The 25473-nt window shown below is 63.8% G+C and carries 22 protein-coding genes and 1 pseudogene; 9 read left to right on the forward strand and 14 right to left on the reverse strand.

What is annotated here, in order from left to right:
• Positions 1–1086: a two pore domain potassium channel family protein gene (locus AC0L3U_RS19665; protein ID WP_473362863.1), complete on the forward strand. Its 1086-nt coding sequence runs from the start codon at positions 1–3 to the stop codon at positions 1084–1086.
• Between the two features lie 100 nt (positions 1087–1186).
• Here AC0L3U_RS19665 and AC0L3U_RS19670 read toward each other — a convergent pair whose 3' ends face one another.
• Positions 1187–1402 carry a hypothetical protein gene (locus tag AC0L3U_RS19670; RefSeq protein WP_473362864.1) on the reverse strand — a complete coding sequence of 72 codons (216 nt, stop codon included), beginning with the start codon at positions 1400–1402 and terminating at the stop codon, positions 1187–1189.
• Positions 1403–1788: 386 nt separating this feature from the next.
• Between AC0L3U_RS19670 and AC0L3U_RS19675 the strand changes: the two genes are divergently transcribed.
• A complete protein-coding gene (locus tag AC0L3U_RS19675) occupies positions 1789–2862 on the forward strand; it encodes a TauD/TfdA family dioxygenase (RefSeq protein WP_473362865.1) in 1074 nt (357 codons plus the stop codon).
• A gap of 185 nt (positions 2863–3047) precedes the next feature.
• Here the strand turns inward: AC0L3U_RS19675 and AC0L3U_RS19680 are convergent, their stop codons facing one another.
• Positions 3048–3959 carry a DUF1127 domain-containing protein gene (locus tag AC0L3U_RS19680; protein WP_473362866.1) on the reverse strand — a complete coding sequence of 304 codons (912 nt, stop codon included), beginning with the start codon at positions 3957–3959 and terminating at the stop codon, positions 3048–3050.
• A 223-nt stretch (positions 3960–4182) separates the two neighbouring features.
• Between AC0L3U_RS19680 and AC0L3U_RS19685 the strand changes: the two are divergent.
• A pseudogene (locus tag AC0L3U_RS19685) lies at positions 4183–4980 on the forward strand (winged helix-turn-helix domain-containing protein); the annotation flags it as partial.
• A gap of 563 nt (positions 4981–5543) precedes the next feature.
• On the opposite strand, the gene AC0L3U_RS19690 reads toward AC0L3U_RS19685, so the two are convergent.
• The 6 genes from AC0L3U_RS19690 to AC0L3U_RS19715 form a co-directional block, all read right to left on the reverse strand.
• Positions 5544–5750, reverse strand: coding sequence for a YodC family protein (locus tag AC0L3U_RS19690; protein ID WP_018454945.1), 207 nt, complete (start codon positions 5748–5750; stop codon positions 5544–5546).
• Positions 5751–6121: 371 nt separating this feature from the next.
• Positions 6122–6868, reverse strand: coding sequence for an HAD family hydrolase (locus AC0L3U_RS19695; protein WP_473362867.1), 747 nt, complete (start codon positions 6866–6868; stop codon positions 6122–6124).
• Positions 6865–7764, reverse strand: a complete 900-nt coding sequence (gene hemF, locus AC0L3U_RS19700) for an oxygen-dependent coproporphyrinogen oxidase (protein ID WP_473362868.1) — start codon at positions 7762–7764, stop codon at positions 6865–6867. Before hemF ends, AC0L3U_RS19695 begins: the two co-directional genes overlap by 4 nt.
• A gap of 4 nt (positions 7765–7768) precedes the next feature.
• Positions 7769–8134, reverse strand: coding sequence for a 6-pyruvoyl trahydropterin synthase family protein (locus AC0L3U_RS19705; protein WP_473362935.1), 366 nt, complete (start codon positions 8132–8134; stop codon positions 7769–7771).
• A gap of 17 nt (positions 8135–8151) precedes the next feature.
• Positions 8152–8784: a 7-carboxy-7-deazaguanine synthase gene (queE, locus tag AC0L3U_RS19710; protein WP_473362869.1), complete on the reverse strand. Its 633-nt coding sequence runs from the start codon at positions 8782–8784 to the stop codon at positions 8152–8154.
• A 19-nt stretch (positions 8785–8803) separates the two neighbouring features.
• Positions 8804–9262 (reverse strand): tRNA (cytidine(34)-2'-O)-methyltransferase, encoded by a 459-nt coding sequence (locus tag AC0L3U_RS19715; protein ID WP_473362870.1) that lies wholly within the window; start codon positions 9260–9262, stop codon positions 8804–8806.
• A gap of 288 nt (positions 9263–9550) precedes the next feature.
• Between AC0L3U_RS19715 and petA the strand changes: the two genes are divergently transcribed.
• From petA to AC0L3U_RS19745, 6 genes are all read left to right on the forward strand, one after another.
• A complete protein-coding gene (petA, locus tag AC0L3U_RS19720; RefSeq protein WP_026232845.1) occupies positions 9551–10081 on the forward strand; it encodes a ubiquinol-cytochrome c reductase iron-sulfur subunit in 531 nt (176 codons plus the stop codon).
• Between the two features lie 62 nt (positions 10082–10143).
• Positions 10144–12216 (forward strand): cytochrome b/c1, encoded by a 2073-nt coding sequence (fbcH, locus tag AC0L3U_RS19725; protein ID WP_473362871.1) that lies wholly within the window; start codon positions 10144–10146, stop codon positions 12214–12216.
• A gap of 138 nt (positions 12217–12354) precedes the next feature.
• On the forward strand, positions 12355–13029 hold the full coding sequence (locus AC0L3U_RS19730; RefSeq protein WP_473362872.1) for a dienelactone hydrolase family protein: 675 nt from the start codon (positions 12355–12357) through the stop codon (positions 13027–13029).
• A 73-nt stretch (positions 13030–13102) separates the two neighbouring features.
• Positions 13103–14287, forward strand: coding sequence for a DMP19 family protein (locus AC0L3U_RS19735; protein WP_473362873.1), 1185 nt, complete (start codon positions 13103–13105; stop codon positions 14285–14287).
• Between the two features lie 246 nt (positions 14288–14533).
• Positions 14534–16699 carry an anthranilate synthase component I gene (locus tag AC0L3U_RS19740; RefSeq protein ID WP_473362874.1) on the forward strand — a complete coding sequence of 722 codons (2166 nt, stop codon included), beginning with the start codon at positions 14534–14536 and terminating at the stop codon, positions 16697–16699.
• Positions 16700–16707: 8 nt separating this feature from the next.
• Positions 16708–17247 (forward strand): adenine phosphoribosyltransferase, encoded by a 540-nt coding sequence (locus AC0L3U_RS19745; RefSeq protein WP_007595035.1) that lies wholly within the window; start codon positions 16708–16710, stop codon positions 17245–17247.
• Between the two features lie 39 nt (positions 17248–17286).
• Here the strand turns inward: AC0L3U_RS19745 and AC0L3U_RS19750 are convergent, their stop codons facing one another.
• From AC0L3U_RS19750 to AC0L3U_RS19775, 6 genes are all read right to left on the reverse strand, one after another.
• Positions 17287–17955: a hypothetical protein gene (locus AC0L3U_RS19750; RefSeq protein ID WP_247399875.1), complete on the reverse strand. Its 669-nt coding sequence runs from the start codon at positions 17953–17955 to the stop codon at positions 17287–17289.
• 60 nt (positions 17956–18015) lie between these two features.
• Positions 18016–18771, reverse strand: coding sequence for a P-loop NTPase family protein (locus AC0L3U_RS19755; RefSeq protein WP_027516412.1), 756 nt, complete (start codon positions 18769–18771; stop codon positions 18016–18018).
• Between the two features lie 205 nt (positions 18772–18976).
• Positions 18977–20239: a M48 family metallopeptidase gene (locus AC0L3U_RS19760; protein WP_473362875.1), complete on the reverse strand. Its 1263-nt coding sequence runs from the start codon at positions 20237–20239 to the stop codon at positions 18977–18979.
• Positions 20240–20271: 32 nt separating this feature from the next.
• Positions 20272–20832 (reverse strand): LemA family protein, encoded by a 561-nt coding sequence (locus AC0L3U_RS19765; RefSeq protein ID WP_456765595.1) that lies wholly within the window; start codon positions 20830–20832, stop codon positions 20272–20274.
• A gap of 137 nt (positions 20833–20969) precedes the next feature.
• Positions 20970–21947, reverse strand: coding sequence for a small ribosomal subunit Rsm22 family protein (locus AC0L3U_RS19770; RefSeq protein ID WP_473294435.1), 978 nt, complete (start codon positions 21945–21947; stop codon positions 20970–20972).
• 57 nt (positions 21948–22004) lie between these two features.
• Positions 22005–25469: a chromosome segregation SMC family protein gene (locus tag AC0L3U_RS19775; protein ID WP_473362876.1), complete on the reverse strand. Its 3465-nt coding sequence runs from the start codon at positions 25467–25469 to the stop codon at positions 22005–22007.
• Positions 25470–25473 lie beyond the last annotated feature (4 nt).

Below are 25473 nucleotides of genomic sequence, written 5' to 3' on the forward strand. Positions count from 1 at the left end.
ATGATGGCCTACTGGCTTGAGCCTTTAGCCGGCGCGCTGCTGATGGCACTGATCCTTGCCGACGTATTCCTCACGGTTCTCTACGCACGCGCCGGCACCGGAATTATCAGCGACCGCCTGGCCAGACTGGTTTGGCTCGCGCTGCGCCGGCTTTCCTCGGCCGGCAACGGCAACCATCTGCTTTCATTCTGCGGCCCGTTGATCCTGGTCGCCTTGCTGTTCACCTGGTCTATTCTGCTCGCGCTTGGGGCTGCACTGATTGTGCACCCTCAGCTCGGGACCAGCATTACCAGCAGCAACCAGGAGACCCCAACTGACTTCGTGACCGCGCTTTATGTCGCCGGAAGCAGCCTGTCGATCGTAGGCGGCAGCAACTTTGGTCCGCAAAGTGCCGGAGCGAAACTCCTGTTTCTCCTGAATTCGGTGATCGGGACGTCAGTCATTTCGCTCACCATCACTTACCTGATGCAGATCTACGGCGCGCTCAGGAGCAGGAACTCGCTTTGCCTCAAGATTCACGCGCTTTGCGGTGAGACCGGCGATGCAGCGGACCTGCTCGCGCATCTGTTCGCAAATAACCAGCTGAGCGCGGGCTACAACAATCTGTCCGAGTTGGCCGCGGAGGTCACCGATACCAAAGAAGCTCACCACTTCTATCCCGTCCTGTTCTACTTCCGCTTTCCTGAACCGTTCTACTCCGTCTCCCGGTCGTCACTCATCGTGCTCGATGCCGTCTCGCTGATCCGAAGTGTATTGCCGAAGGACGCCGATTGGCTCAAGCAATCCGGCGCGGTCACCCAACTATGGTCCTCCGCGCTGCTACTCCTTTCCACCCTCAACAACGTTTTCCTGCACGAGAAAGCATCGGCTGAAGCCGACGACCGAGATCGGCAGCTCTGGCGGATCCGGTTCGACAATGCACGACGGCGGCTGCGGCAAGCAGGTATCAGTGTCACCGACGATCTTCCGCATTCGTGCGAATCCTACATGGAACAGCGAAGAATGTGGGACTCTCTGGTTTGCGTGCTTGGCAATTCCATGGCTTACCGGCCCTCGGACATCGATCCGGCGATACTAAGGGCGTAAACCCCTGCCGTACTTCTCGCCGAGCGCGCCTGGCCTGGTCTGGTCTCGCGTCTCCGCGACGCGACGCCTTCGGCGGATCAGCCTCATGAGGCGAATTGTTTCAGGGTTGCAGCCGTGAGAGCAGACGTTGCCGATCCTGATCGCGACTTCGCTGCTCCATCCGCATCCGGTCGAGTTCGCCTTCAGCTTTGGTTGTGTCCTGGTTCTGGCGCTTCATTTCAATGATCAGCGCCTCCTGCTCGGCGAGCCGCCGTTCTCCTTCGACGACGTCGCGCTCGATCTGGCTCAGCTCATCATATATCGCCGTCGTGTACATCGCGATCCTCGCGCGGCCGTGCTGCCAGCACGCCGCAGAGTAGCTTTTGCCTCTTGCAGGGCCTTAATCGGGGCCGCCTCTGCGGCTACGGCCGCAGCACGAGGCGCATGACTTTCAACTCAACCAGCTTCGCGAACGTTCCGGCTGATGCCATTTTTTCCCGGGCTTCGATTGGTCGCACGGGGGCATGTTGTAATGATTTTGGCGGAAGCGGCTCACCTAACACGCGACTCGCTGGAACGGACCTCGTCGCGGCGACAGTGCACTCGGCTCACGGCTGCGCTTCGGCCAAGTTGCAAACAGGCGATCGGCACAATATCGTCGATTGTCTGCCCCCATGTCTTCCGCCCTCATGCCTGACGTCCGATCTCCCAGGAGCCAACACTATGAATGTGGTCTCAGTGCCCGGCGGGATCCATCGCCCTCCAGGGAAGGTCGACATCCCGTCCGCTTGGCGGGGCGCTGAGATGAAAGCCAATCCCGATCGATGGTTGATATCGCTTGCGGCCGGCGAGATCGCGGAACTCGAGGGCGCGGCTGAAACGTATCTTGGCAAAAACAAAAGAATCGCCGAGATCACGAAGGAAAGCTTTCCGCTTCCCCGCCTCGGCGCGCATCTGGAAGAGCTTAAGACAACGCTCCTGGCTGGCCTTGGCTTCGAAGTGATCCGTGGCTTGCCGGTGGAAAAATATAACCAGGAGTTCGCCGCTACGATCTTTTGCGGAGTGGGCGCGCATCTTGGATCGGCGCGGTCTCAGAATGCAGCGGGTCACATTCTCGGTCACGTCCGTGACACCGGCGCCGATGCAAAGGATCCGAACACCCGAATTTATCAAACTTCGGAACGGCAGACATTCCACACGGATTCGTCCGACGTGGTTGGATTGTTATGCATTCGCGAGGCGATGGAGGGAGGGGATTCTCTCCTGGTCAGTACGACGACAATCTACAACGAGATGTTTGACAGGCGTCCCGACCTTGCCGCTCTCTTGTTTGATCCGATCGCGACAGACCGGCGAGGCGAGGTGCCGGAGAACGAAAAGCCATATCTTGAAATCCCGGTGCTGAATTGGCATGCGGGGTTCCTGACCGGGTTCTATCAGCGCCAGTATATCGATAGTGCGCAGCGCTTTCCCGATGCGCCGAGACTGACGCCGGCTCACGTCGAGGCGCTCGATCTCTTCGACGCGCTCGCAAATGATCCCACTCTGCATTTCGGCATGCGGCTTCAGCCGGGCGACATGCAGTTCGTTTACAATCATGCCTTGCTGCATGACCGGACCGGATTCCGCGATTGGCCCGATGCAGGCCAGAAGCGTCATTTATTGCGCCTTTGGCTGAGCATGGAAGGCGACCGGCCGTTGCCCGATTGCTTCAAGCAGCGCTATGGCTCGATTGAGATCGGCAACCGCGGCGGCATCATCACCAAAGGTACCAGCTTGAACGTCCCGTTGGATTGACGTTCCGGATGGGTTGAGCCGGAAGCCCGCACCCAACTTGGCCTCGCAAGCTCTAGTCGCAAGAGCAGGGCGGACAATCCGTTCGACAGCGCCAAGCTGAAACTCTCAACGTGGCTCGACGCGACCAGGGCGAGTACCCATAAATGCCGCTTCTCGGCCTAAAGCGGACTTACGCATCACCCGAGCTACTTGAATGCCGCGGTCTCCGCCAGGGCGGGTGTACTTGGCCGCACGAATACAATGGTGGAGTTCACTGGAATTTCCGCGTTCTCGCGGGTGCCCTGGCCGATGAGAATGAGGCCTGCTCCACCATTGGCCACCGTCAGGATGACCGGTTCACCCGCCCATGTCCTGATCGGCTCCATGCCGATGATGAGAAACTCACCGATTGGCTGGTCCAAGTACTGAAGTCTCAGCTGCGGAGCGATTTCTGCGGGCGCAAGTCCGAAACCCAGCCGTTGCGCGCGCGCATAGATTTCGGTCAACGATGCTGTCTCGCCCTCGAAGCCGAGCTCAGCGGCCGAGACAGGGACGAGCTCCACGTCCGTTTTCTTGCCACTCAGAGTAAAAGCCGGCCGCGCAAGGACTTCAGCAGCGGCGCTTCCGACGTCGCAGCCCATTGCACTCATCGCCTTGCGAAGGGCGCGCATGTCCCTGAACGTCCCTATCGCAATCGTCTTCCAGGGCCGAACATCGGCGGCCGAACTGACGGGAGTCTGCGATCGCGGCACCGGAGGAGCGGTCTTGAGGTCCAGGTGATTGCGCAGAACGTCCTGCGCGGTGCATTGAGCTTTGGCCTCGCTTGCGAAAGCGAGGATAAGCGCGCCACAGAGCAGCAGGGCAATGACGCCGCTGTCCCGGTCTGTCGAACGATTCGGCCTCGCGATGTTTCGGTGCGAGGCGATGTAGTCGATCTCGCCACGCGTCGTGCCGATGTCCATGAGTTCCCTGTCGCTGAGGCTGCACAGGGTCGCTTGTGCACTCCGGCGTCTGCGGCGCTCCCGCCATGTGCTCAAGAATTGCCGGACCAGGCTGACAACGCGCTGCGTTGATCCGAAGGGCCGTCGCATCCCCGCGGCGCCATAGATCGCGCTCATCGCAATCTCCTTTGGCTTGCTTCTCACCGAGGGCTAAGGTGCCAATGCTCGATCCGGTGCGCTTGACGAGGGGCTTACATTTTTCTTACCGGCGGCTTATTCTTTGCGTTCCGGCCGGTGCACACTTGATATTCGGCTTACATTTTCCGTTTCGAAGGCCTATCCTCGCCGGACAATCGCTGCTGCGCCTCGGAAGTAGAGGGCGAGCTTGGGGAATGGTGCCATGCGCTATTTCTTCGAGGACTGTATGTTGGATACCGAACGGCGCGAGTTGCGGCGCGGTCTCGATACCGTGCCTACGACGCCACAGGTACTTGATCTGCTCGGCTATTTGATCCGCAGCAGGGATCGCGTCGTCAGCAAGGATGATCTTATAAACGCGATTTGGAGCGGTCGGATCGTGTCTGATGCGGCGCTGACGACCCGATTGAACGCGGTCCGACGTGCGATCGGCGACTCCGGCGCGCAACAACGTCTTATCAAGACATTTCCGCGAAAGGGCTTTCGTTTCGTGGGCGCTGTCCACGATGACGAGCGATGTCCCGAAACTGCGGGGATATCAGGCGCCCTCGCAGAACCGTCGAATCTTGCGTGCGCAACCGCGGAGGCCGCGGTTTTGGTCTCGGAGTTCTCCGAAAAAGTAGCTTGCAAACGGCGATCCAAGAACTGGGTGCGTCACATCAGAGGCCCTCTGAAGTTCGTTGGCGGGACGCTGGCGTCGGTTGCGGCGATCGGTGCAATTGCCGGCGGCCTTCTCGGTTATTGGAATGTCTGGAAGACGCTCCGTACTGACCCACTTCGGGAAGCTCGAGAGCTTCAAGGAGAACCGATAGTCAGGCCCGAGATCGCGCATCGTCTCTCTCTCATCGTGTTGCCCTTCATCAACCTCAACAACGATCCAGAGCAGGATCACCTTGCCGATGCCATCACGACAGATTTGACGACCGATCTTGCGCGAGCGCCCGCCACTTTCGTCATCGGACGCGAGGCCGCCCGCACCTACAAGAATAAGTCGATCGATCTGAAGCAGCTTGGAACGGATATCGGCACCCGCTGGGCGGTGCGCGGCGCGGTGAAGCGCAGCGGAGATCAGGTGCGGATCAGCGTATCGCTGACTGATCTTCAGACTGCGCACGACGTATGGTCCGACCGGTTCGACGGCGATCGGACAGATCTAGCCATCTTGCAGAAGAATATCACGGTGCGGCTCCTCTGTGTTGCGCACCTGCAGCTCCGCCAATACGAAGAAGCCATCGAACCGTGTAGCCGATCGCTAAATATCGGCGCGGGCCTTCAGGCTTACACAAGCTGATCTCGGCCTACGGCCGACGGGACAAATGGGAATTGCCGTGACAGTGCTGGCTGCACCACTTACGTGAGACACGATGATCCTGAAAGTATCCGCCGAGGAATCCCGTCAGCAAGGTAACGGATGCTGACAAGAGGACGAATCCGGACAACGTCCTCGTCGGCCGTTCTGCCATGCAGCGATGTCCGCTATCGCGCCATTGTTGGCGAAGAAGCGGACATCATGCGCGCCGGAGCTGTGCGCTCCGATCAAACTAGATGCGGCTTCAGCCGCGCTTACTCCTCGTCTTCGTCGTCTTCATCCTCGTCTTCGTCGTCGAGCTCTTCCAGGTGCTCGAGCACCGCAAGCGGGAGCGTCTCGCGAAACAGATCGCCTTCCGCGCCCATCCAGAGACAGATCACGTCGTCGCCTTTCACGTCCGCGACGGTGAGCGGCTGCCCGCCGGATTTCAGCATGACGATATCGCCGGCTTTTAGTTCCATGGATGGTCCTTTCGGGTTGATTGACGGTGAAGCTAGCAAACCGGCATGACATGCCAATCACGGGCTACTCGGTCGGTTTATGTGTTGCGGTAGCGCGCATCCGCCGGCCGGACTGCTGAAACGTCGATCAGAGAGCTTTAGGCCGGAGCGATCCCATCACGAGAGGCAATGGCGCCTGTTCGATGGATGGCGCAAGGGCTCTTCCGTCCCGTGCGTCGCGACCATGACACCATGCGCCTGTTTTGCCCGACGGAGCAAACGATTTTGTCAGATCCGCAGTTTACGCTTGCCGCAAGTCCTTGATTTTGCTGCGGCCGTCTACTGTGCATGGGGTTGTTTTCGATGTTTTTGTTTGCGCACCCTGATTGCAGTCAGCCCGGCACCAGTTCTGTCAGCGAGCGGATGATGCGGTCGGGCTTGACGATCGAGCCTTCGGGCAGGCCGTCGCCATGCACGTCGATCCAGATCGAGTAGATGCCGAGACGCTGCGGAGTCACCACTTCCCATTCCAGATTGTCGCCGATCATCCAGGTATCCTCGGCGGTGACGCCGAGCGCGTCCATCGCGTGCAGATAGGCGCGCTCCTCGGGCTTGCCGAAGCCGTGCTCGCCCTCGATCTGGATGTGATGGAAGCGATGCGCCAGCTCGAAGCGCTCCACCTTGGCGCGCTGAGTGTCGGCGGCGCCGTTGGTCACCAGCGCGAGCTTGATGCCGAGCGCCTTGAGCCTGTCGATGGCGTCATGTGCGCCCGGGAAGACGAACATCTCCTCCTCGCGATAGGCGGTGAAACGGTCGGCGAGACGAATGGCGAGGTCGTCGGGCAAGGCGCGATGACCGGCGGCCGCGAGCGCGGCGAAGCCGCCCTTGACGGTGAGATGCCGGGCCTCGGCGAGCTTCATCCGCCACGAAGCGTCCGCATTGGCCCAGAAGTTTTTCGCGAAAGCGAGTACCGTGCTTGCGACCAGTTGCGGCGGCAGCGGCGCGAGCTCCTCCGCGAACTCCGCTGTGATCGTGTTCCAGGCGATCTCGGGCCGCGCATAGGCCGACAGGATGGTGTCGTCCATGTCGATCAGCATGGCGCGCGGCAGCGGCTTCATTGCGGGCTTCATCGTCGTCATGGCCACTTCACCTCCGGCGGCAGCGACGACAGGATCGAATCCACATTGCCGCCGGTCTTGAGACCGAAGATGGTGCCGCGGTCGTAGAGCAGGTTGAACTCGACATAGCGCCCGCGCCGGATCAATTGCTCCTCGCGATCCTCCGCGGTCCAGCTCGTCGCGAAATTGCGCCGCACGATGTCGGGATAGATCTTTAGGAAAGCGCGGCCGACATCCCGGGTGAAGGCGAGGTCGGCGTCCCAGTCGCCGCTGTCGTGCCAGTCGTAGAAGATGCCGCCGATGCCGCGCGCCTCTTTGCGGTGCGGCAGGTGGAAATACTCGTCGCACCACTTCTTGTACTTGTCGTAATCGGCGATGCCGTTCGGCTGCGTGCAGGCCTGTTTCATTGCGGCGTGGAAGGCGATGCTGTCGGCATCGTCCTGCGTGCGCCGGCGGTCGAGCACCGGCGTGAGATCGGCGCCGCCGCCGAACCAGGCTTTGGTGGTGACGACGAAGCGCGTGTTCATGTGCACCGCCGGTACATGCGGATTACGCAGATGCGCAATCAGCGAGATGCCGGAGGCCCAGAACTTCGGGTCGTCCGCCGCACCGGGAATCTGCGCGCGAAACTCGGGCGCGAATTCGCCGTGCACGGTGGAGCAGTGCACGCCGACCTTCTCGAACAGGCGGCCTGACATCATCGACATCACGCCGCCGCCCCCGGCCGCGCCGGTATGATCGGTACGCTGCCACGGCGTGCGCTTGAAGCGGCCGGGCTCGCCCGGATAGAGGCTTTGCGGGGCATCGTCCTCCAGCCGCTCGACGCTCGCGCAGATGTCGTCGCGCAGGGATTCGAACCAGGCGCGTGCGCGGGTCTTGCGGTCTTCGATCAAGCTCGGGTCCAATGTGGATGTCATTCTCTCAACCCTGCGGACCGTAATAGGTGCAGCTCTCGCCGCAACTGTCGCGGTGGATGCTGACACGGGCGAGCTTGCCGATAGGCGCCAGCCGCTCCCAGACGAAGCGCGAGAGGTTTTCCAGCGTCGGTGTGCCCAGCGCCTCGATCTTGTTGAGGTACTTGTGGTCAAGCGTCATGCGCACGTCCTCGATGGCGCGCTGGACCAGGCCGAGATCGACCACCATGCCGGTTTTGGAATCGGGCGTGCCGCGCAGCGTCACCTCGGCGCGGAAGGAGTGGCCGTGGATCTCTTCGCTGGCGGCGCCAAACGTCGTTCCCGACAATGAGTGCGCCGCCTCGAAGCGAAACGATTTCGTCAATTCCCACATCTGTTCGAAAACCAATCCTATCTGATACCAAGCGACTTATGCGTCTGCACGCTGAGCCGCCATTGCGGATGATTCAGGCAATAGTCGATTGCGCCCGCGGTGTTTTGGGCGACCTCGGGCCCGTCCATCGGCTGCAGCGAGAAGCGCTCGAAGGCGAGATCCGCGAAGGCCTCGGGCATGGCGAGCGGCTGCGGATAGACCAGCTTCAGCTCGTGACCGCGCCGGATCACAAGATCGCTGCCGCCCTTCGGGCTGACGCAGATCCAGTCGAGCCCTTCGGGCGGGGCGATCGTGCCGTTGGTTTCGACCCCGATCTCGAAGCCGCGGGCATGAAGCGCGTCGACCAGCGCGGCATCGACCTGGAGCAGCGGCTCGCCGCCGGTGAGCACCACGTAACGGTTGTCGGCCGACGCCGTCCATTGCGCCGCGATGGTGCCGGCGAGTTCCGCAGCCGAAGCATAGCGCCCGCCGAGCGTGCCGTCGGTGCCGACGAAATCGGTGTCGCAGAATTTGCAGGTGGCCTCGCTGCGGTCGGCCTCGCGCCCGCTCCAGAGATTGCAGCCGGCAAAGCGGCAAAACACGGACGCGCGCCCGGCATGGGCGCCTTCGCCTTGCAGGGTCAGGAAGATTTCCTTGACCGCGTAACTCAACCGTCTCTCCTCAACTTTATCAAACTTGCGGGTTCCGGAGCTGCCGCAGCGCTTCGCCTGCGGCCATCGCCGCGGTCATGGCGACATTGAGCGACCGCAGCCCCGGAGCGATCGGGATCACCAGCCGCGCGTCCGCCGCCTCGACCACGGCCTCGGTGACGCCGGCGCTCTCGCGCCCGAATAGCAGGATGTCCGCCGTCTGGTAACGGAAATCGCGGTAGTCGGTCGCTCCCTTGGTGGTGAACAGCAGCAGGCGGGCGCCCTGCGCCGCGCGCCATTGCTCGAATTTCGACCAGGAGTCGTGCCTGACGATGCTGACCTGATCGAGGTAGTCCATTCCCGCCCGGCGGAAATGCCGGTCGGAGACGGGGAAGCCCGCGGGTTCGATGATGTGGGCGGCCACGCCCAGACAGGCGCAGAGCCTGAGAATCGCGCCGGTGTTCTGGGGGATGTCGGGTTGGAAAAGCGCTATCTGCATGGGCTCTGCATGGGCTGTATCGGTTCGGTGCGGGCCGGAAATGTCTCAATAAAACATCGCTGGCCGCGGAATTCGTGCATTGCACGCTCCCGCGCCGATAGCGGGCTTGCGCTCGCCCGGCAAGGGTGCCAATAGAACGATTCTGGACTGCTGTTTTCGCCTTGTTTTGGTGGGGGCACGTGAAGTTCTGCCGCCGCGGGGGGCCGCGGGCGCCGGCAGGCTGTTCTGGGGACCTTGGGGGCTCCTGGAGCGGTTCCGCCGGCTGCATAAGAAGAAAGGGTTGGAATCGTGACGACAGCGTCTTCGGCGGACCATCCGACACGCCGTGATTTCTTATTCGTTGCAACGGGGGCAGCTGCAGCAGTAGGGGGCGCAGCCGCGCTCTGGCCCTTCATTTCCCAAATGAATCCTGATGCGTCGACCATCGCCGCCGGTGCGCCGATCGAGGTCGATCTCAGCCCGGTCGCCGAGGGGCAGGACATCAAGGTGTTCTGGCGCGGCAAGCCGATCTATATCAGCCACCGCACCAAGAAGCAGATCGACGAGGCGCGCGCCGTCAACGTGGCGAGCCTGCCCGATCCGCAGTCCGACGAGGCCCGGGTCAAGTCCGGCCACGAGCAGTGGCTGGTCGTGATCGGCATCTGCACCCATCTCGGCTGCATCCCGATCGCCCATGAAGGCAATTACGACGGGTTCTTCTGCCCCTGCCATGGTTCGCAGTACGATTCGTCCGGCCGCATCCGCCAGGGGCCCGCGCCCGCGAACCTGCCGGTGCCGCCGTACCAGTTCGTTTCCGACACCAAAATCCAGATCGGCTGAGCCTCGGGCCCTCGTCCGAAGCTTCGCGCCGTCTCGTCGTACTATTTCCTCAGGATCGCATCATGAGCGGACCATCCGACTACCAGCCGAGCAATCCGGCCCTGCAATGGATCGAGCGACGTCTGCCGATCCTCGGCCTCATGCACTCCTCCTTCGTGGTCTATCCCACCCCGCGCAACCTGAACTATTGGTGGACCTTCGGCGCCATCCTCTCGTTCATGCTGGGGATCCAGATCCTGACCGGCGTGATCCTGGCGATGCACTACACGCCGCATGCCGACCTCGCCTTCAAGTCGGTCGAGCTGCTCGTCCGTGACGTCAATTACGGCTGGCTGCTGCGCAACATGCATGCCGTCGGCGCCTCGATGTTCTTCGTCGCCGTCTATGTCCACATGCTGCGCGGCCTTTATTACGGCTCCTACAAGGAGCCGCGCGAGGTGCTCTGGATCCTCGGCGTCATCATCTACCTGCTGATGATGGCGACCGGCTTCATGGGCTACGTGCTGCCGTGGGGCCAGATGAGCTTCTGGGGCGCCACCGTCATTACCAATCTGTTCTCCGCCATCCCCTATGTCGGCGAGAGCATCGTGACGCTCTTGTGGGGCGGCTATTCGGTCGGCAACCCGACGCTGAACCGCTTCTTCTCGCTGCACTATCTGCTGCCGTTCCTGATCGCGGGCGTCGTCGTGCTCCACGTCTGGGCGCTGCATGTCTCCGGCCAGAACAACCCCGATGGCGTCGAGCCCAAGACGGAGAAGGACACGGTTCCGTTCACGCCGCATGCGACCATCAAGGACATGTTTGGCGTGTCCTGCTTCATGCTGCTCTACGCCTGGTTCATCTTCTACATGCCGAACTATCTCGGCGACGCCGACAATTACATTCCGGCGAACCCGGGCGTGACGCCGCCGCACATCGTGCCGGAATGGTATTACCTGCCGTTCTACGCAATCCTGCGCTCGATCCCGAACAAGCTTGCGGGCGTGATCGGGATGTTCTCGGCGATCATCATCCTGTGCTTCCTGCCCTGGCTTGATGCTGCCAAGACCAAATCGTCGAAGTACCGTCCGCTGGCCAAGCAGTTCTTCTGGATCTTCGTCGCGGTCTGCATCCTGCTCGGCTATCTCGGCGCGCAGCCGCCGGAAGGCATCTACGTGATCGCCGGCCGGGTCCTGACATTCTGCTACTTCGCCTACTTCCTGATCGTGCTGCCGCTGCTCTCGCGGATCGAGAAGCCGCGGCCGGTGCCGAACTCGATCTCGGATGCCGTCCTGGCCAAGACCGGGAGCAGGTCGACGCCGATGGTGTCGAGCGCGATCGTGCTTGCGCTGGCGGGCGCGTTGTTTGCGGGCTCAGCCGACAGCGCGCGTGCCTCCGAAGGCAGCGACAAGCCGCCGGGCAACAAATGGTCGTTCGCCGGTCCGTTCGGCAAGTACGACCGCGGTGCGCTCCAGCGCGGCCTGAAGGTCTACAAGGAAGTCTGCGCCAACTGCCACGGCCTGTCCTACGTCGCCTTCCGCAACCTCGCGGAAGCCGGTGGTCCCGGCTATTCGGTCGCGCAGGCTGCAGCCTTTGCCTCCGACTACAAGGTCAAGGATGGTCCGAACGACGCCGGTGACATGTTCGAACGCCCGGGCCGGCCGGCGGATTATTTCCCCTCGCCATTCCCGAACGAGCAGGCCGCGCGTGCGGCAAACGGCGGCGCGGCGCCGCCGGATCTGTCGCTGATTACCAAGGCGCGTTCCTACGGCCGCGGCTTTCCTTGGTTCATCGTCGACTTCTTCACCCAATATCAGGAGCAGGGCCCGGACTACGTCTCGGCGGTGCTCCAGGGCTTTGAAGACAAGGCGCCCGAAGGCGTGACGATCCCGGAGGGGTCCTACTACAACAAGTATTTCCCGGGCCACGCCATCAAGATGCCGAAGCCGCTCAGCGATGGCCAGGTCACCTATGACGACGGCTCGCCGACCACGATCGCGCAGTATTCCAAGGACGTCACCACGTTCCTGATGTGGACCGCCGAACCGCACATGGAAGCGCGCAAGCGCCTCGGTTTCCAGGTCTTCATCTTCCTGATCATCTTCGCCGGCCTGATGTACTTCACCAAGAAGAAGGTCTGGGCCGACTCGCACTGAGCGGCCCGAGGCGAGAATGAAGAGGCCCCCGCAAGGGGGCTTTTTTGTTGGGCACGAGAGTGTGTTGTCAGGCGCGATTGCCTATCGCGCGCTCAAACGCCAAAATGCCGCGAACTCAAAAACTCGTCGGAGGACACCATGGGAACCGCCATCACCTTCAAGCGCCCGGACGGCAAGGACGCATCGGGCTATCTCGCCAATGCCGCGCGCGGCAACGCGCCGGGCGTGGTGGTCATCCAGGAATGGTGGGGCCTGTCAGACCAGATCAAGGGCCTGTGCGATCGCTTCGCGCTGGCCGGTTTCGATGCGCTGGCGCCCGATCTCTACAAGGGCAAGGTGGTGCCGTATCACGACACCGACGCCGCCGGCAAAGAAATGAACTCGCTCGATTTCATGGACGCCACCACGCAGACCGTGCGCGGCGCCACGCAATATCTGTCGCGCAACGGCGCCAAGGTCGGGCTGACAGGCTTCTGCCTCGGCGGTGCCGTCACCATCATCGGCGCGGTGCATGTGCCGGAGCTCGCGGCCGGCGTCGTGTTCTACGGCATTCCGCCGGAGCAGGCGGCCAAGCCCGCCGACGTCAAGATCCCGCTCCAGGCCCATTTCGCCAACAAGGACGATTGGTGCACGCCGGAGCTGGTCAGCGGCTTCGAAAACGCCATGAAGGCCGCCGGCAAGTCGCTCGAGCTGTTCCGCTATGACGCCGAGCACGCCTTCGTCAACGAGCAGCGCCAGGCCGTCCACGACCGCGAAGCCGCCGAGCTCGCCTGGGGCAGGGCGACGGAGTTTTTCCGGAAGCATCTCGGGTAGGCTGGGCGGCGGCGCGCCGCGATCAACGCATCCCGATTGAAAATCGGTCACTACAATCATAGGCTGCAGTCGCATGGCATTCGCCAAGCGACTGCTGGAGAGTACGATGATTGTGGATGGCCGCTTGACCAAGATTGTGGTGCCGCGCAAAGCGCTGGAAGCGGCCCGGGACCCCGAGAAGGCCGACTATCTAACCGGCGCTGTGGTCGACTATGTCAGCCAAATTCAGCACTTCGGCGTCTACACGAGAGGTGAACTCCCGGCCGTGGCCATACAGGCCTATCATGCCGACTTGTATCTCGCTCAGGTCTGCAACGGCGGTCACAGCCAGTTCATCGGCAACATAGGGCTCGCGATGCTCCCAACGACGTCCGGCGATGCACTCGCTGGATTGGAGGCGATGGGAGCGAGCGCGCAACACCAGATCTTGCAGGAGATGATCGCCTGGGTAAAGGCACATCCCGACGAGGCTGCGCTGCAGACCGGATTCGAAAACCGCGCCGCGGCGCTCAGCGCGCTTGATAAGCGCTTCTATGCGGTAGAACGAGAGCAACCAATGATACCACTCGCGGCCCGATGGATCGCGAGCTGGCCCGAATTGCACGCCGTCGCGCAGGAGCAGTATGCTTCCGAAATCGAGCGGCTTGCGCAGCTTAACCCACATCTGTCCCACCGCCGGATCTGGCAAAGCGTTCGCCACATCAGCTTTCAGATGACTGACGACTTGCAGATCACGGTCGCGGCGGCCTGTGGGGCGGTGAGGCCTGACCCGGAGCTCAAGGTCATGGTGCTTCCAGGATTCGACACGGATGTGGAGGGGCAGCAATGCACGGCGTTCGGCGTAAGGACCAACAAGGGCTCGCGGCTATGCGTCTTTGACGAGGCGGGTGGGCGACTTTATGAACTTACGAAGCCCCCTACGATAGTGGGCGCGCGGCTGTCGACTGTGGGGACTGACACGATCCAGAATTTCTTGAGAATTGCCGAGAAAAACTTTGCGGCCGAAGCGATCGACCTGCTGTTGCGGAAGTTAAGTCTGGGTCCCACCGCGGTGATCACGGCCTTGAGCGTGAGCGACGATCGAGCCACTTGGTGTGCGGTCACAGGTGAGACCAGCGTCTTGGTCGAAACCTTTGGCGACCGCGCCCAGGTCATCGGATCTGAACGCGAACTCGTGCTCACGGTCATGCGAGACGAAATCGAGCGTCATGCCGCAGACGCGGCCGTGGGGCGCGACAGCCTGCAAGACCGGCCATAACCCTCGCCATTTGCGCCATTTTGCCGGTCGAGGCGTGCCAGCCGCTCTTGACGCCATCCCCGCGCCATGATGAGTATCCGCCTATGAGCACCGCCGTCCGCCCATCCCGTCTTTGGTGGCGCACCTCCTGAGAGGTGGCCGGTGCGATTTATTCTCCCAAAATCGTCTGAGGTCGCCCACGCAGTGCGGCGGCCCGATCGTTTGTCCTGTGTGGCGTTCCCTCGACAAGTTTCGTAAGAGGACCCCATGAACAGGACCGTCTTTGCCCTTCCGGCTCGAAGCGACTACGTGACCCGTGCAGGGCTTGCGATTACGCGCGTGGCGGAACAGTTTTCCGGCGGCGCCAACCGGCTCGACGATCTCGTCAGCCTGCTCGACCGCCGCCGCGGCGTGGTGCTGTCGTCGGGTACGACCGTGCCCGGCCGCTACGAGAGTTTTGACCTCGGCTTCTCCGATCCGCCGCTCAAGCTCGAGACCACCGGCGTCAATTTCAAGCTGCAAGCACTGAACGCGCGCGGGGAGGTGCTGATCGCCTTCCTCGCCGACGTCTTGCGCGAGCCCTGCGTCGTGATCTCCGAGACGACGCCCACGCGCCTTGCCGGTCATATCATTCGCGGCGAAGCCCCGATCGACGAAGACCAGCGCACGCGGCGCGCCAGCGTGATGTCGCTGGTGCGCGATCTCGTCGCCGCGTTCTCCGCCAACGACGACGGCGTGCTCGGCCTGTTCGGCGCCTTCGCCTACGACCTCGTGTTCCAGATCGAGGACCTCGTGCAGAAGCGCGCGCGCGAGAGCGACCAGCGCGACGTCGTGCTCTACGTGCCCGACCGCCTGCTCGCCTATGACCGCGCGACCGGCCGCGGCGTCGTGCTCACTTACGATTTCGTGTGGAAGGGCAAGTCCACCGCGGGCCTGCCGCACGAGACCGCCGAGAGCCCATACCTCAAGACACCGCGCCAGGGCGTTGCCGATCACGCCCCCGGCGAATATCAGGCCACGGTCGAGACCGCGCGCGCCGCCTTTGCGCGTGGCGATCTGTTCGAGGCGGTGCCGGGGCAGCTCTTCGCCGAGCCCTGCGACCGCTCGCCGGCTGAAGTGTTCCAGCGGCTCTGTGTCATCAATCCGTCGCCCTACGGCGCGCTGATGAATCTCGGCGAGGGCGAATTTCTCGTCTCGGCCTCTCCGGAAATGTTCGTGCGCTCGGACGGACGCCGGGTCGAGACCTGCCCGATCTCGGGGACGATCGCGCGCGGTACCGATGCGATCGGCGATGCCGAGCAGATCCGCCAGCTCCTGAACTCCGAGAAGGACGAGTTCGAGCTCAACATGTGCACCGACGTCGACCGCAACGACAAGGCGCGCGTCTGCGTCCCCGGCACGATCAAGGTGCTGGCACGCCGGCAGATCGAGACCTATTCAAAACTCTTCCACACCGTCGACCATGTCGAAGGCATGCTGCGGCCCGGCTTCGATGCGCTTGACGCGTTCCTCACGCATGCCTGGGCCGTCACCGTCACCGGCGCACCAAAACTCTGGGCGATGCAGTTCGTCGAGGATCACGAGCGCTCGCCGCGCCGCTGGTATGCCGGCGCGATCGGAGCGGTGAATTTCGACGGCAGCATCAACACCGGCCTCACCATCCGCACCATACGGATGAAGGAGGGCCTCGCGGAAGTGCGCGTCGGCGCCACCTGTTTGTTCGACTCCGATCCCGCCGCCGAGGACCGCGAATGCCAGGTCAAGGCCGCGGCCCTGTTCCAGGCGCTGCGCGGCGATCCGCCAAAGCCGCTGTCGGCCTTCGCGCCCGATGCCACCGGAAGCGGCAAGCGGGTGCTGCTGATCGACCATGACGACAGCTTTGTGCATATGCTGGCCGATTATTTTCGCCAGGTCGGCGCCGATGTCACCGTGGTTCGCCATGTGCATGCGCTCGACATGCTCAAGCAGAAGCGGTGGGATTTGCTCGTGCTGTCGCCCGGGCCCGGCAGGCCCGAGGATTTCGGCATCAAGAAGACCATCGACGCGGCGCTGGAGAACAAGCTGCCGGTGTTCGGCGTATGCCTCGGCGTCCAGGCGATCGGCGAGTATTTCGGCGGCGAGCTCGGGCAGCTCACGCATCCCGCCCACGGCCGGCCCTCGCGGGTTCAAGTGCGCGGCGGGCGGCTGATGCGCAATCTGCCGAACGAGATCGTGATCGGCCGCTATCACTCGCTCTATGTCGAGCGCGACAGCATGCCGGAGGTGCTATCCGTCACCGCCAGCACCGAGGACGGCGTCGCCATGGCGCTCGAGCACAAGACCCTGCCGGTCGCCGGCGTGCAATTCCATCCGGAATCGCTGATGTCGCTCAGCGGCGAGGTGGGCTTACGAATTGTCGAGAACGCGTTCCGCCTGGATGCGCGCGCTGATTGAGAGGCACCATGACTTTTGACCACGATCTGAAGGCGAGCGTCCGCACCATCCCGGACTACCCGAAACCCGGGATCTTGTTCCGCGACATCACCACGCTGCTCGCGGATGCGCGTGCGTTCCGCCGCGCGGTCGACGAGCTCGTCAATCCCTGGGCCGGCAACAAGATCGACAAGGTCGCTGGCATGGAAGCGCGCGGCTTCATCATCGGCGGCGCGGTGGCGCACCAGGTTTCGGCCGGCTTCGTGCCGATCCGGAAAAAAGGCAAGCTGCCGCACACCACCGTGCGGATCGCTTACTCCCTCGAATACGGCATCGACGAGATGGAGATGCATGTCGACGCCATCCAGCCGGGCGAGCGCGTGATCCTGGTCGACGACCTCATCGCCACCGGCGGCACCGCGGAAGGCGCGGTGAAATTGCTGCGCCAGATCGGCGCCAATGTGGTCGCCGCCTGCTTCATCATCGATCTGCCGGATCTCGGCGGCGCCGCCAAGCTGCGCGCGATGGACGTGCCGGTGCGCACGCTGATGACGTTCGAGGGGCACTGAGCCAGGACGCCGAGGAATATCGCCCGGGTAAATTCTCGCCTAGGACCGTTGCAGGATCAGGCTGAGCTCGAGCTCGCGGAAGGCGAGATAATTGCGCCGGGTCCACTGGTGCAGCTCGGTCGAGGCATCCTTCTCCTGGCGCAGATAGCCAGTGAAGGAGAAGTTCAGGCGGCCGATATAGGTCTTCAGGAAGCCGGGCAGCGCCGGCAGGCGCAGCAGCCGGCCGCCGGCCATGGCTTCCGGCAGCTCGCCGCGCACGATGTGCTCGTTGTCCACCGTGATCAGATTGATCCGCGGGATCTGTTCGCGCAGCATCTCGTGGGCGCGAGCCGAGACGCGGTCGGTGTCGGCGACGAACAGGATCATCGGCGCGACGTGGCGGCGCGCCGCCTCTTTCAACAGGCCGATCTCCTCGGTCATCTTGAAGAACTCGTCAAAGGCGTGGAAGCCGAGGTCGATCACCTTGGCAACCCCGTCATCGACGATGACGCGATCCATCAGCTGCATCTTGCCATAGGTGTCGATCACGTCGGCGGTCTCCGTGATCTTCGGCAGATAGTCGAGCAGCGACGGCTCCTTCAGGTTGACGTCGAAAGCCACGACGTTGCCGTTCTTGAGCAGCAAAAATTCGCTCAAAAGCCGCGCCAGCAGGGTCTTGCCGACCTGCGGGCGGGGCGAGCAAATGATGTAGAGGGGCGTCGCGGGCATCGATAGCTATATCAGTCGAACTTGGCGACCAATCCAGCCGTATCCGCCCGGCTTGCGCAACTATTTTTCGCTGTTGCGGCTCCCGGATTTCGTCGAGCCGACGATATCGGTCAGCCGGATCCGGTCGAATTCGCTCCAGACGTTCGCAAGCCAATGCCGGACATAGCCGCGCAGCACGAACGAATAGTTCGCTGCCTCGTCGTTGATGCCCTTGTTGGCGACGAATTTCAGGAACGGGACGGAGGACACCTCGACCTGCTCATAGGCCATTTCGTTGAGCTTGGGGATGGTCAGCTCGGTCGCGTCCTTGATGCGGTTGAAATACGATTGGTAGGTCGCCTGATCCCACTGGAAGAACTGGGTATCGTTGATGAAGTTCTTCACCAGGAAGTATTTGGCACCCCCCATGAAGCCCGCGGTCTCGGCGATTTCGTCCAGAGAGGCGATCGAGGGTCCGAGGATGTGGAACACGGCAAAGGTGATCTGGCCGGCCTTGGCGGCGTCGAGGAAACCGATGTCGCGCAAGGAGGCGAGCGCCGGCGAGAGCAGGCCGGCGCGGACGTCGATCACGGTGACCGACGGGCTCGTCGCGTTGAGCGTATCGAAGATCTTCATCTGATCCGACGTCGTCGTCATGTCGACGATCTCGGTGATGTCGGGGTGGAAGCGCTTCAGGGTTCCGCGCGGCGACTCGGTGTCGAAGGCGCGCGTCGGCACGTTGTTGGCGGAAAAATAATCGAGCAAGGTGCGCGACACAGTGGTCTTGCCGACCCCGCCCTTGTCTGCGCCCACCACAACCACTGCCGGCTTTGCCATTGCTGTCCCCTAACGCGCGCCCCCGATCGCGAAGTCGCAATCGGCCGGGCCCCAAATCGATGTCGCAAAGATGTCCCAAGTCTGCTGTTGGGCGCGAACATGGCAGAAACAAGGGATAATTCAATTCCGCAGGGCCCAGTTACGGCAATTCCCGAGGTTTTTCCCAATCGCGACGAAACCCGCCGCGCATGGCATCAAATCACGCTCAATGGCGGCCCCAAGGACCCATAGGATTTCCTGTGGGATTGCCCAAGGAATTACCTCTCGGGTTGCTGCTGGCGGTTCCGGCTGAGCTGGGTGCGGGCACGGGCGGCGGGCTGGCTGCGCCGCCTGCGTCGTTCCAAGGACCTTGCCTGGGACCCTGGCGCAGCGGCGGTGGAGCGTCCCGCCGGTCAGCTTGCGTGTCTGGCTCCTCGGCCTCCTCGGTCTGGTCGGCGGAAGGCGGCAGCGGGCCAGGATCATGGCCGCCGGCGAACTTGACCAGTGCGTCGACCCGGGACTGCACCGAAGGGTGGGTCGCGAACAAATCCGCAAAACCCTCGCGTGGATTGTCCACACAGAGCTCCATCACTGCCGAGGTTGCGCCCGGTAGTTCGCCGCGGTTCTCGATCTTGCGCAGGGCCGAGATCATGGCGTCTGGGTTTTTCGTCAGCTCGACGGAGCCCGCGTCCGCGAGATATTCGCGCGAGCGCGACAGCGCGAGCTTCACCACCTGCGACAGCAGCCAGGCCACCACGATCAGCACGACCGCGATGATGATGACGACCACCGCGCCGCCGCCCGAACTCTTGCTGTCGCTCGACGACGAGGACGATCGTGACGACGAGGAGGAGCCCGACGACCACGAGCCGCCGGAACCCCAGCTGAAATTCGTGAACAGGCGGAAGAACAGTTCGCCGAAGAACCCGACCACACCCGCGATGATGACGGCGACCACCATGAGCTGCACGTCGCCGTTCTTGATGTGGGTCAGCTCATGGCCCAGCACCGCCTCGATCTCCTTGTCATCAAGCGCATTGAGGAGACCTGTGGTGACGGTGACCGAATATTGCCGCGGATTGAGGCCGGTCGCGAACGCGTTCAACGCCGGGCTCTCCATGATCTTCAGCTTCGGCATCGTGATGCCGCGCGAGATGCAGAGATTTTCGAGCAGATTGTAGAGCCGCGGCTCCTCCTGCCGGGTGACGTCGTGGCCGCCGGTCACCGCATCGATCATCGACTGGTGGAAAAAATAGGCGATCACGATCCAGGCCGCTGCCACGACGGTCGCAACCGGTGCGGCGACTTTCAGATCATAGAAGGCGCGTCTCAGATAATGGACCACGGTCTCGTCGCCATTGATGACGACTTCGGCGATCAGCGCGCCGGCATAGACCAGCACATAGACCAGCGCGAACAGGCCGGCGAGCAGCAGCATCGAACGAAACTTGTTCGAGGCGATGTGCGTGTAGAGACCATACGCGGCCATGACGCGATGCCCTGCCGGCCTATCGGCTCAACTCAGAACTTCACCTGCGGCGTGGCCTCGACCTCGGTGCGGCTGGCGCCGAGATCGAAGAAGTCCTTTTTGGTGAAGCCGAACATGCCGGCGAACAGAGCGGCGGGCATCTGCTGGATGCCGGTGTTGTATTCCTGGACCGCGTTGTTGAAGAAGCGGCGGCTGGCCGCGATCTTGTTCTCGAGATCGGACAGCTCGCTGGCGAGCTGCTGGAAATTGGCGTTGGCCTTCAGGTCGGGATAGGCCTCCGACAGCGCGATCAGGCGGCCGAGCGCGCCGGAGAGCTGGGTCTCGGCCGCGGACACTTGCGCCGGTCCCTGCGCCGACATCGCCGAATTGCGCGCCTTGACGACGTCGTCGAGCGTGCCGCGCTCATGCGAGGCATAGCCCTTCACCGTCTCGACCAGGTTCGGGATCAGATCGTGGCGCTGCTTGAGCTGCACGTCGACGTCGGCAAAGGCCTGGCCGACGCGTTGGCCCAGCGCCACCAGCCGGTTGTAGGCGGCGAAGGCAAAGAACACGAGGACGACGATAACGCCGAGGACGATCCAGCCGGTCGACATGGAGAACTCCTGAAGGGGGAAGGGCGGGCGCTAGGGTAGACCAAATTGGCGCGGAGCGAGAGCCCCGGCGCAGAGGGAAGGTAGGATTTGGTCGGATGAAGGACTATCCGAGTTCAAGGTGAAAGAGCCGGAGGAGGTTAACTTTCGGCAATGGCGGCATCGCCCCAGCGCCAGCGCCGAGCGCTCGCATAGGCGGCCTTGTCACGGCGCGGCACCTTCGTGATCGCGAGGCCTTCCCCGGTGCAGAGCTTGGCCGTGATCTCGGCCTTGCCGACATCCGGCGGCGCCAGCACGCGCGCGGCGCGGGTTGCGGGCGGCGTACGGGTCAGCGCCACGTAGATGAATCGCTCGTCCTCGAACGGCACCTCGGCGCCCTTGATCTGGCGGTGAGCCTGCGAGCGCGGCAAGCGCTGGGAGAAATGGCACCAGTCGGGCGCCGTCAGCGGACACGGTTTTTCGTGCGGGCAGGGTGCGGCGACATAGGCGCCCGCCGCGATCAGTTGCTGGCGCAAAGCGAGGATGCGGGCGTAGCCGGCAGGCGTGCCGGGCTCGATCACGACCAGCGCGTGGCGCGCTTTCGCCCACATCGTTTCCGCGAGCTTGCGTTGATCGCCCTCACTGAGCTCGCCGATGACATAGCTCGCAACGACGAGATCGGCTTGCGAGACCTCGGCGAGGTTCGCGCCAGCATCGCCCGGCAGATAGCGGCAATCCGCCAGACGCGTGCTGTCGCGCGCCAGGTCGAGCGCGAGACGGCTGAGCGTGTCGTTGGCGTCGAGCAGGGTGAAATCCTGCAGCGACGAAAACGCCTCCGCCGCGGCCCAGCTCGCGGTGCCCGGACCTGCGCCGACGTCGAGCAATGTTTCCGGAGCGAAGCCCGGTGCGATCTCGGTCAGCGCATTCAGGCTCGCCGCCACCGCCGCGTAGGTCGCCGGCATGCGCGCGAGCGCATAGGCGAGCGCATCGGCCTCCGACTTGATCGTGCCGGAGCCGCCGCCTGTGCGATAGGTCGTCGAGATTTTCTGCGATCGCTGCGCGGCGTCGGTGCGGGAAAAGCCCTGCAGCTTGCCGTCGAGGGCCGCTTTCAGTTCGGCGGGGAGCGTCGGAGAGATCATGTTTGATCATCCGCTTTCGCGGATGACGACGTCAATGGGTGCGTGACGGGCGCGGGTTCACGCCACGTTCTGGTCGAGAATGTCCACCGCCTCTTGCAGGTTCACCGACACCAGCTGCGAGACGCCGCGTTCGGCCATGGTGACGCCGAACAGGCGGTTCATCCGCGCCATCGTGATCGGGTTGTGGGTGATGATGATGAAGCGCGTGTCGGTCGAGGCGGTCATCTCGTGCAACAGGTTGCAATAGCGCTCGACGTTGTGGTCGTCGAGCGGCGCGTCGACTTCGTCCAGCACGCAGATCGGCGAGGGATTGGTGAGGAACACCGCGAAGATCAGCGCCATCGCGGTCAACGCCTGCTCACCGCCGGAGAGCAGCGAGAGCGTCTGCGGCTTCTTGCCCGGCGGCTTGGCGATGATTTCGAGGCCGGCTTCGAGAGGGTCATCGCTCTCGATCAGATGCAGCGCGGCTTCACCGCCGCCGAACAGCTCGACGAACAGGCGCTTGAAGTGGTTGTTGACGACCTCGAACGACGTCAGCAGCCGCTCGCGCGCCTCCTTGTTGAGGCTCTGGATGCCCTGGCGCAACCGCTTGATGGCCTCGACGAGGTCGTCGCGCTCGGTGACCAGACCGTTGTGCTGGGTCTCGACCTCGCGCAGCTCTTCCTCGGCGCGCAAATTGACCGCCCCCAGTCGCTCGCGATCGCGGCGCATCTTTTCGAGGTCTTCCTCGATATCGTGCAGTGGCGGCAGCTCCGCGCCGGGTTCGATCTCGGCGAGGCCGGCAACGGCCTGCGGTTCGACTTCCAGCATGTCGCGGATCTCGCGCTCGATGTCCTCGAGCCGGCGCCGCGCGCCTTCCATGCGCTCCTCGGCGCGGGCGGTGGCCTCGCGCGAGCTCGACAGCGCCTCCAGCGTCAGCTTGGCGACGCGATCGGTCTCGGCCATCGCGTTTTCCGCGGTCGCCAGCGCGTCAGCGGCCATGCGGCGGTCGTTCTCGGCGTATTCGATCTCGGTGATCAGCGCGCTGCGCTTCTCCGCGAACACCGCCGGCGCGTTCTCGAGATCGCTGCGCTCGATCGTAAGCTCGGCAATGCGGGCCTGAATGGTGTCGATGTGCGAGGCGGCGCTCTCCTTGCGGTTCTGCCACTCGGTGCGTTCAGCGAGGATCGCCTGCAGGCGGCGGTCGGCCAGCTCGGCTTCGCGCGCCAGCGCCTGTGCCTCGGCGCGGACCTGGGCGGCCATGCGGCGATGACCTTCGATGTCGCTGCGGACGGCGGCGAGACGGGTTTCGGTGTCCTCGCTCGACGGCAGCTCGGAGATCCCGGCTTCGGCGTATTCGTAGGCGGCTTCGGCCTCGGCACGGTCGGCGGCCAGGCGGCTGTGCGCTTCCGAGAGCGTCGCCTTGCGCGCGGCGTGGCGGCTGATTTCGCGCTCGACCGTGGCATGGCGCTCGCGCGCGACGTTGAGCTCGCGCTGCGCGGCGCGCCAGGCTTCGCGGCTCGCACCTTCGGTGCTGGCGGCCATCTGCAGCTCGGCCTCGGCGTTCTCCAGCGCCTGACGCTTGATCTGCGCGTCGATGCGCGCCTGCTCCAGGTCGTTCTCGATGTCGACGAGGCGGGCGCGCTCGGCAAGCCGCCGTGCTGCGCCGGTCGGCGCGTGGGCGGCTGCGACAAAACCGTCCCAGCGCCAGACGTCGCCTTCGGGCGACACCAGCCGCTGGCCGGTCTTGAGCTGCGAGACCAGCTCGGCGCCGCGTTCGCGCGGCACCACGCCGATCTGCGCCAGGCGGCGGGTCAGCTCGGCCGGGGCCTGCACGTGGCTGGCGAGCGGCACGACGCCTTCGGGCAGTGCCGGATCGCCGTCGGTGACGCCGGCATTGGTCCAGCGCATCGGTGCGGACGGATCGACCGGCGCGTCGAGATCGTCGCCAAGGGCTGCGCCGATCGCCTTTTCGAATCCCTTGTCGACGGTGATGCCGTCGATGATCGGCGGCCACAGATTCTTGGTCTCGCCGTTGAGGATCTTGGAGATCGTGCGCGCCTCGGTGTCGAGCCGCTGCACGCGCTTGTCGGCTTCGACCAGCGGCGAGCGCGAGGATTCCAGCGTCTGCCGTGCGGCGACGTGCGCGGCTTCGCTGGCTTGAGCCGCGGCTTCCGAGGCCGCCAGCGTCTGCTCGGCGTTCTCGACCGTCGCGGTCAGCTCGTCGAGATCGCCGAAGCCGCCGGTCGCCTCGGTGAGCTTCTGCTCTTCCGCCGCGACGTTCGAAATCTCCTGGTCGAGCCGGGCGAGCTTGTCGCGGTGGGTTCGAACGTTGGCTTCGAGTTGATTGCGCTTGGCGGTGAGGTCGGCGAGCGCGGTGGTGAGCTCGGCGAACTGCTGCTCGGTTTCGGTCAGCACCGCCTCGGCTTCGGCGACGCGCTCGTCGACGCCGGAGCGCTTCTCGACGCGCGACTTGATCTCTTCCTTCAGCTCGGCATCTTCCGCGTCGAGGCGCTGCAGCGCGACATCGGCGTCCATGGTCTGCTGCTGGGCACGCGAGATATCGCCTTCGAACTGGGCGAGGCGCCGCTCGAGCTCCGCGACGCGCTCCTTGGCGCGCTCTTCCTCGCGATCGAGCAGCTCGCGGGCGTTGGTCAGGCGCTGCAGCCCCGCCGCGGCGCGGGCTTCGGCATCGCGCAGCGCCGGCATTTCGGCAGCGCGGATCGCCTGGATGCGGGCGGCCTCGGCCTGGTGCTGGGTCCGCTCGGCCATCTCGCGGACCGCGAGATCGTGGGTGTGGCCGGACTCGTTGACGTCGGCATGGGCGCCGATCCAGCGCAGGTGGAACAGGGTGGCTTCCGCCTTGCGGACCTTGGCCGCGACCTCGCGATAGCGCACGGCCTGGCGGGCCTGCTTCTTGAGGCCTTCCATTTGCCCCGCGAGCTGGCCGATCACGTCCTCGACGCGGGTGAGATTGGTTTCGGCCGCCTTGAGCCGCAGCTCGGCTTCGTGGCGGCGGGCGTGCAGGCCGGCGACCCCGGCGGCGTCTTCCAGCACGCGGCGGCGCTGCTCGGGCTTGGCCTGAATGATCTCGCCGATCTTGCCCTGGTGGACGAGGGCGGGGGAGCGCGCGCCGGTGGCGGCGTCGGCGAACAGAATCTGCACGTCGCGGGCACGCACGTCGCGGCCGTTGATGCGATAGACCGAACCGGCCTCGCGCTCGATGCGGCGGGAAATTTCCAGCAGCTGGCTGTCGTTCATTGCCGCCGGCGCGGTGCGATCGGAATTGTCGATCGTCATCGTCACTTCGGCGTGGTTGCGTGCCGGACGATTGCCGGAGCCGGCGAAGATCACCGCGTCCATGTCGGCGGCGCGCAGCGACTTGTACGAGGTCTCGCCCATCGCCCAGCGCAGCGCCTCGACGAGATTCGACTTGCCGCAGCCGTTGGGGCCGACCACGCCGGTCAGGCCGGGCTCGATGACGAAGTCGGTGGCCTCAACGAAGGACTTGAAGCCGTGAAGGCGCAGGCGGGTGATTTTCATAAGC

Source organism: Bradyrhizobium sp. Kon69, from assembly GCF_055807515.1.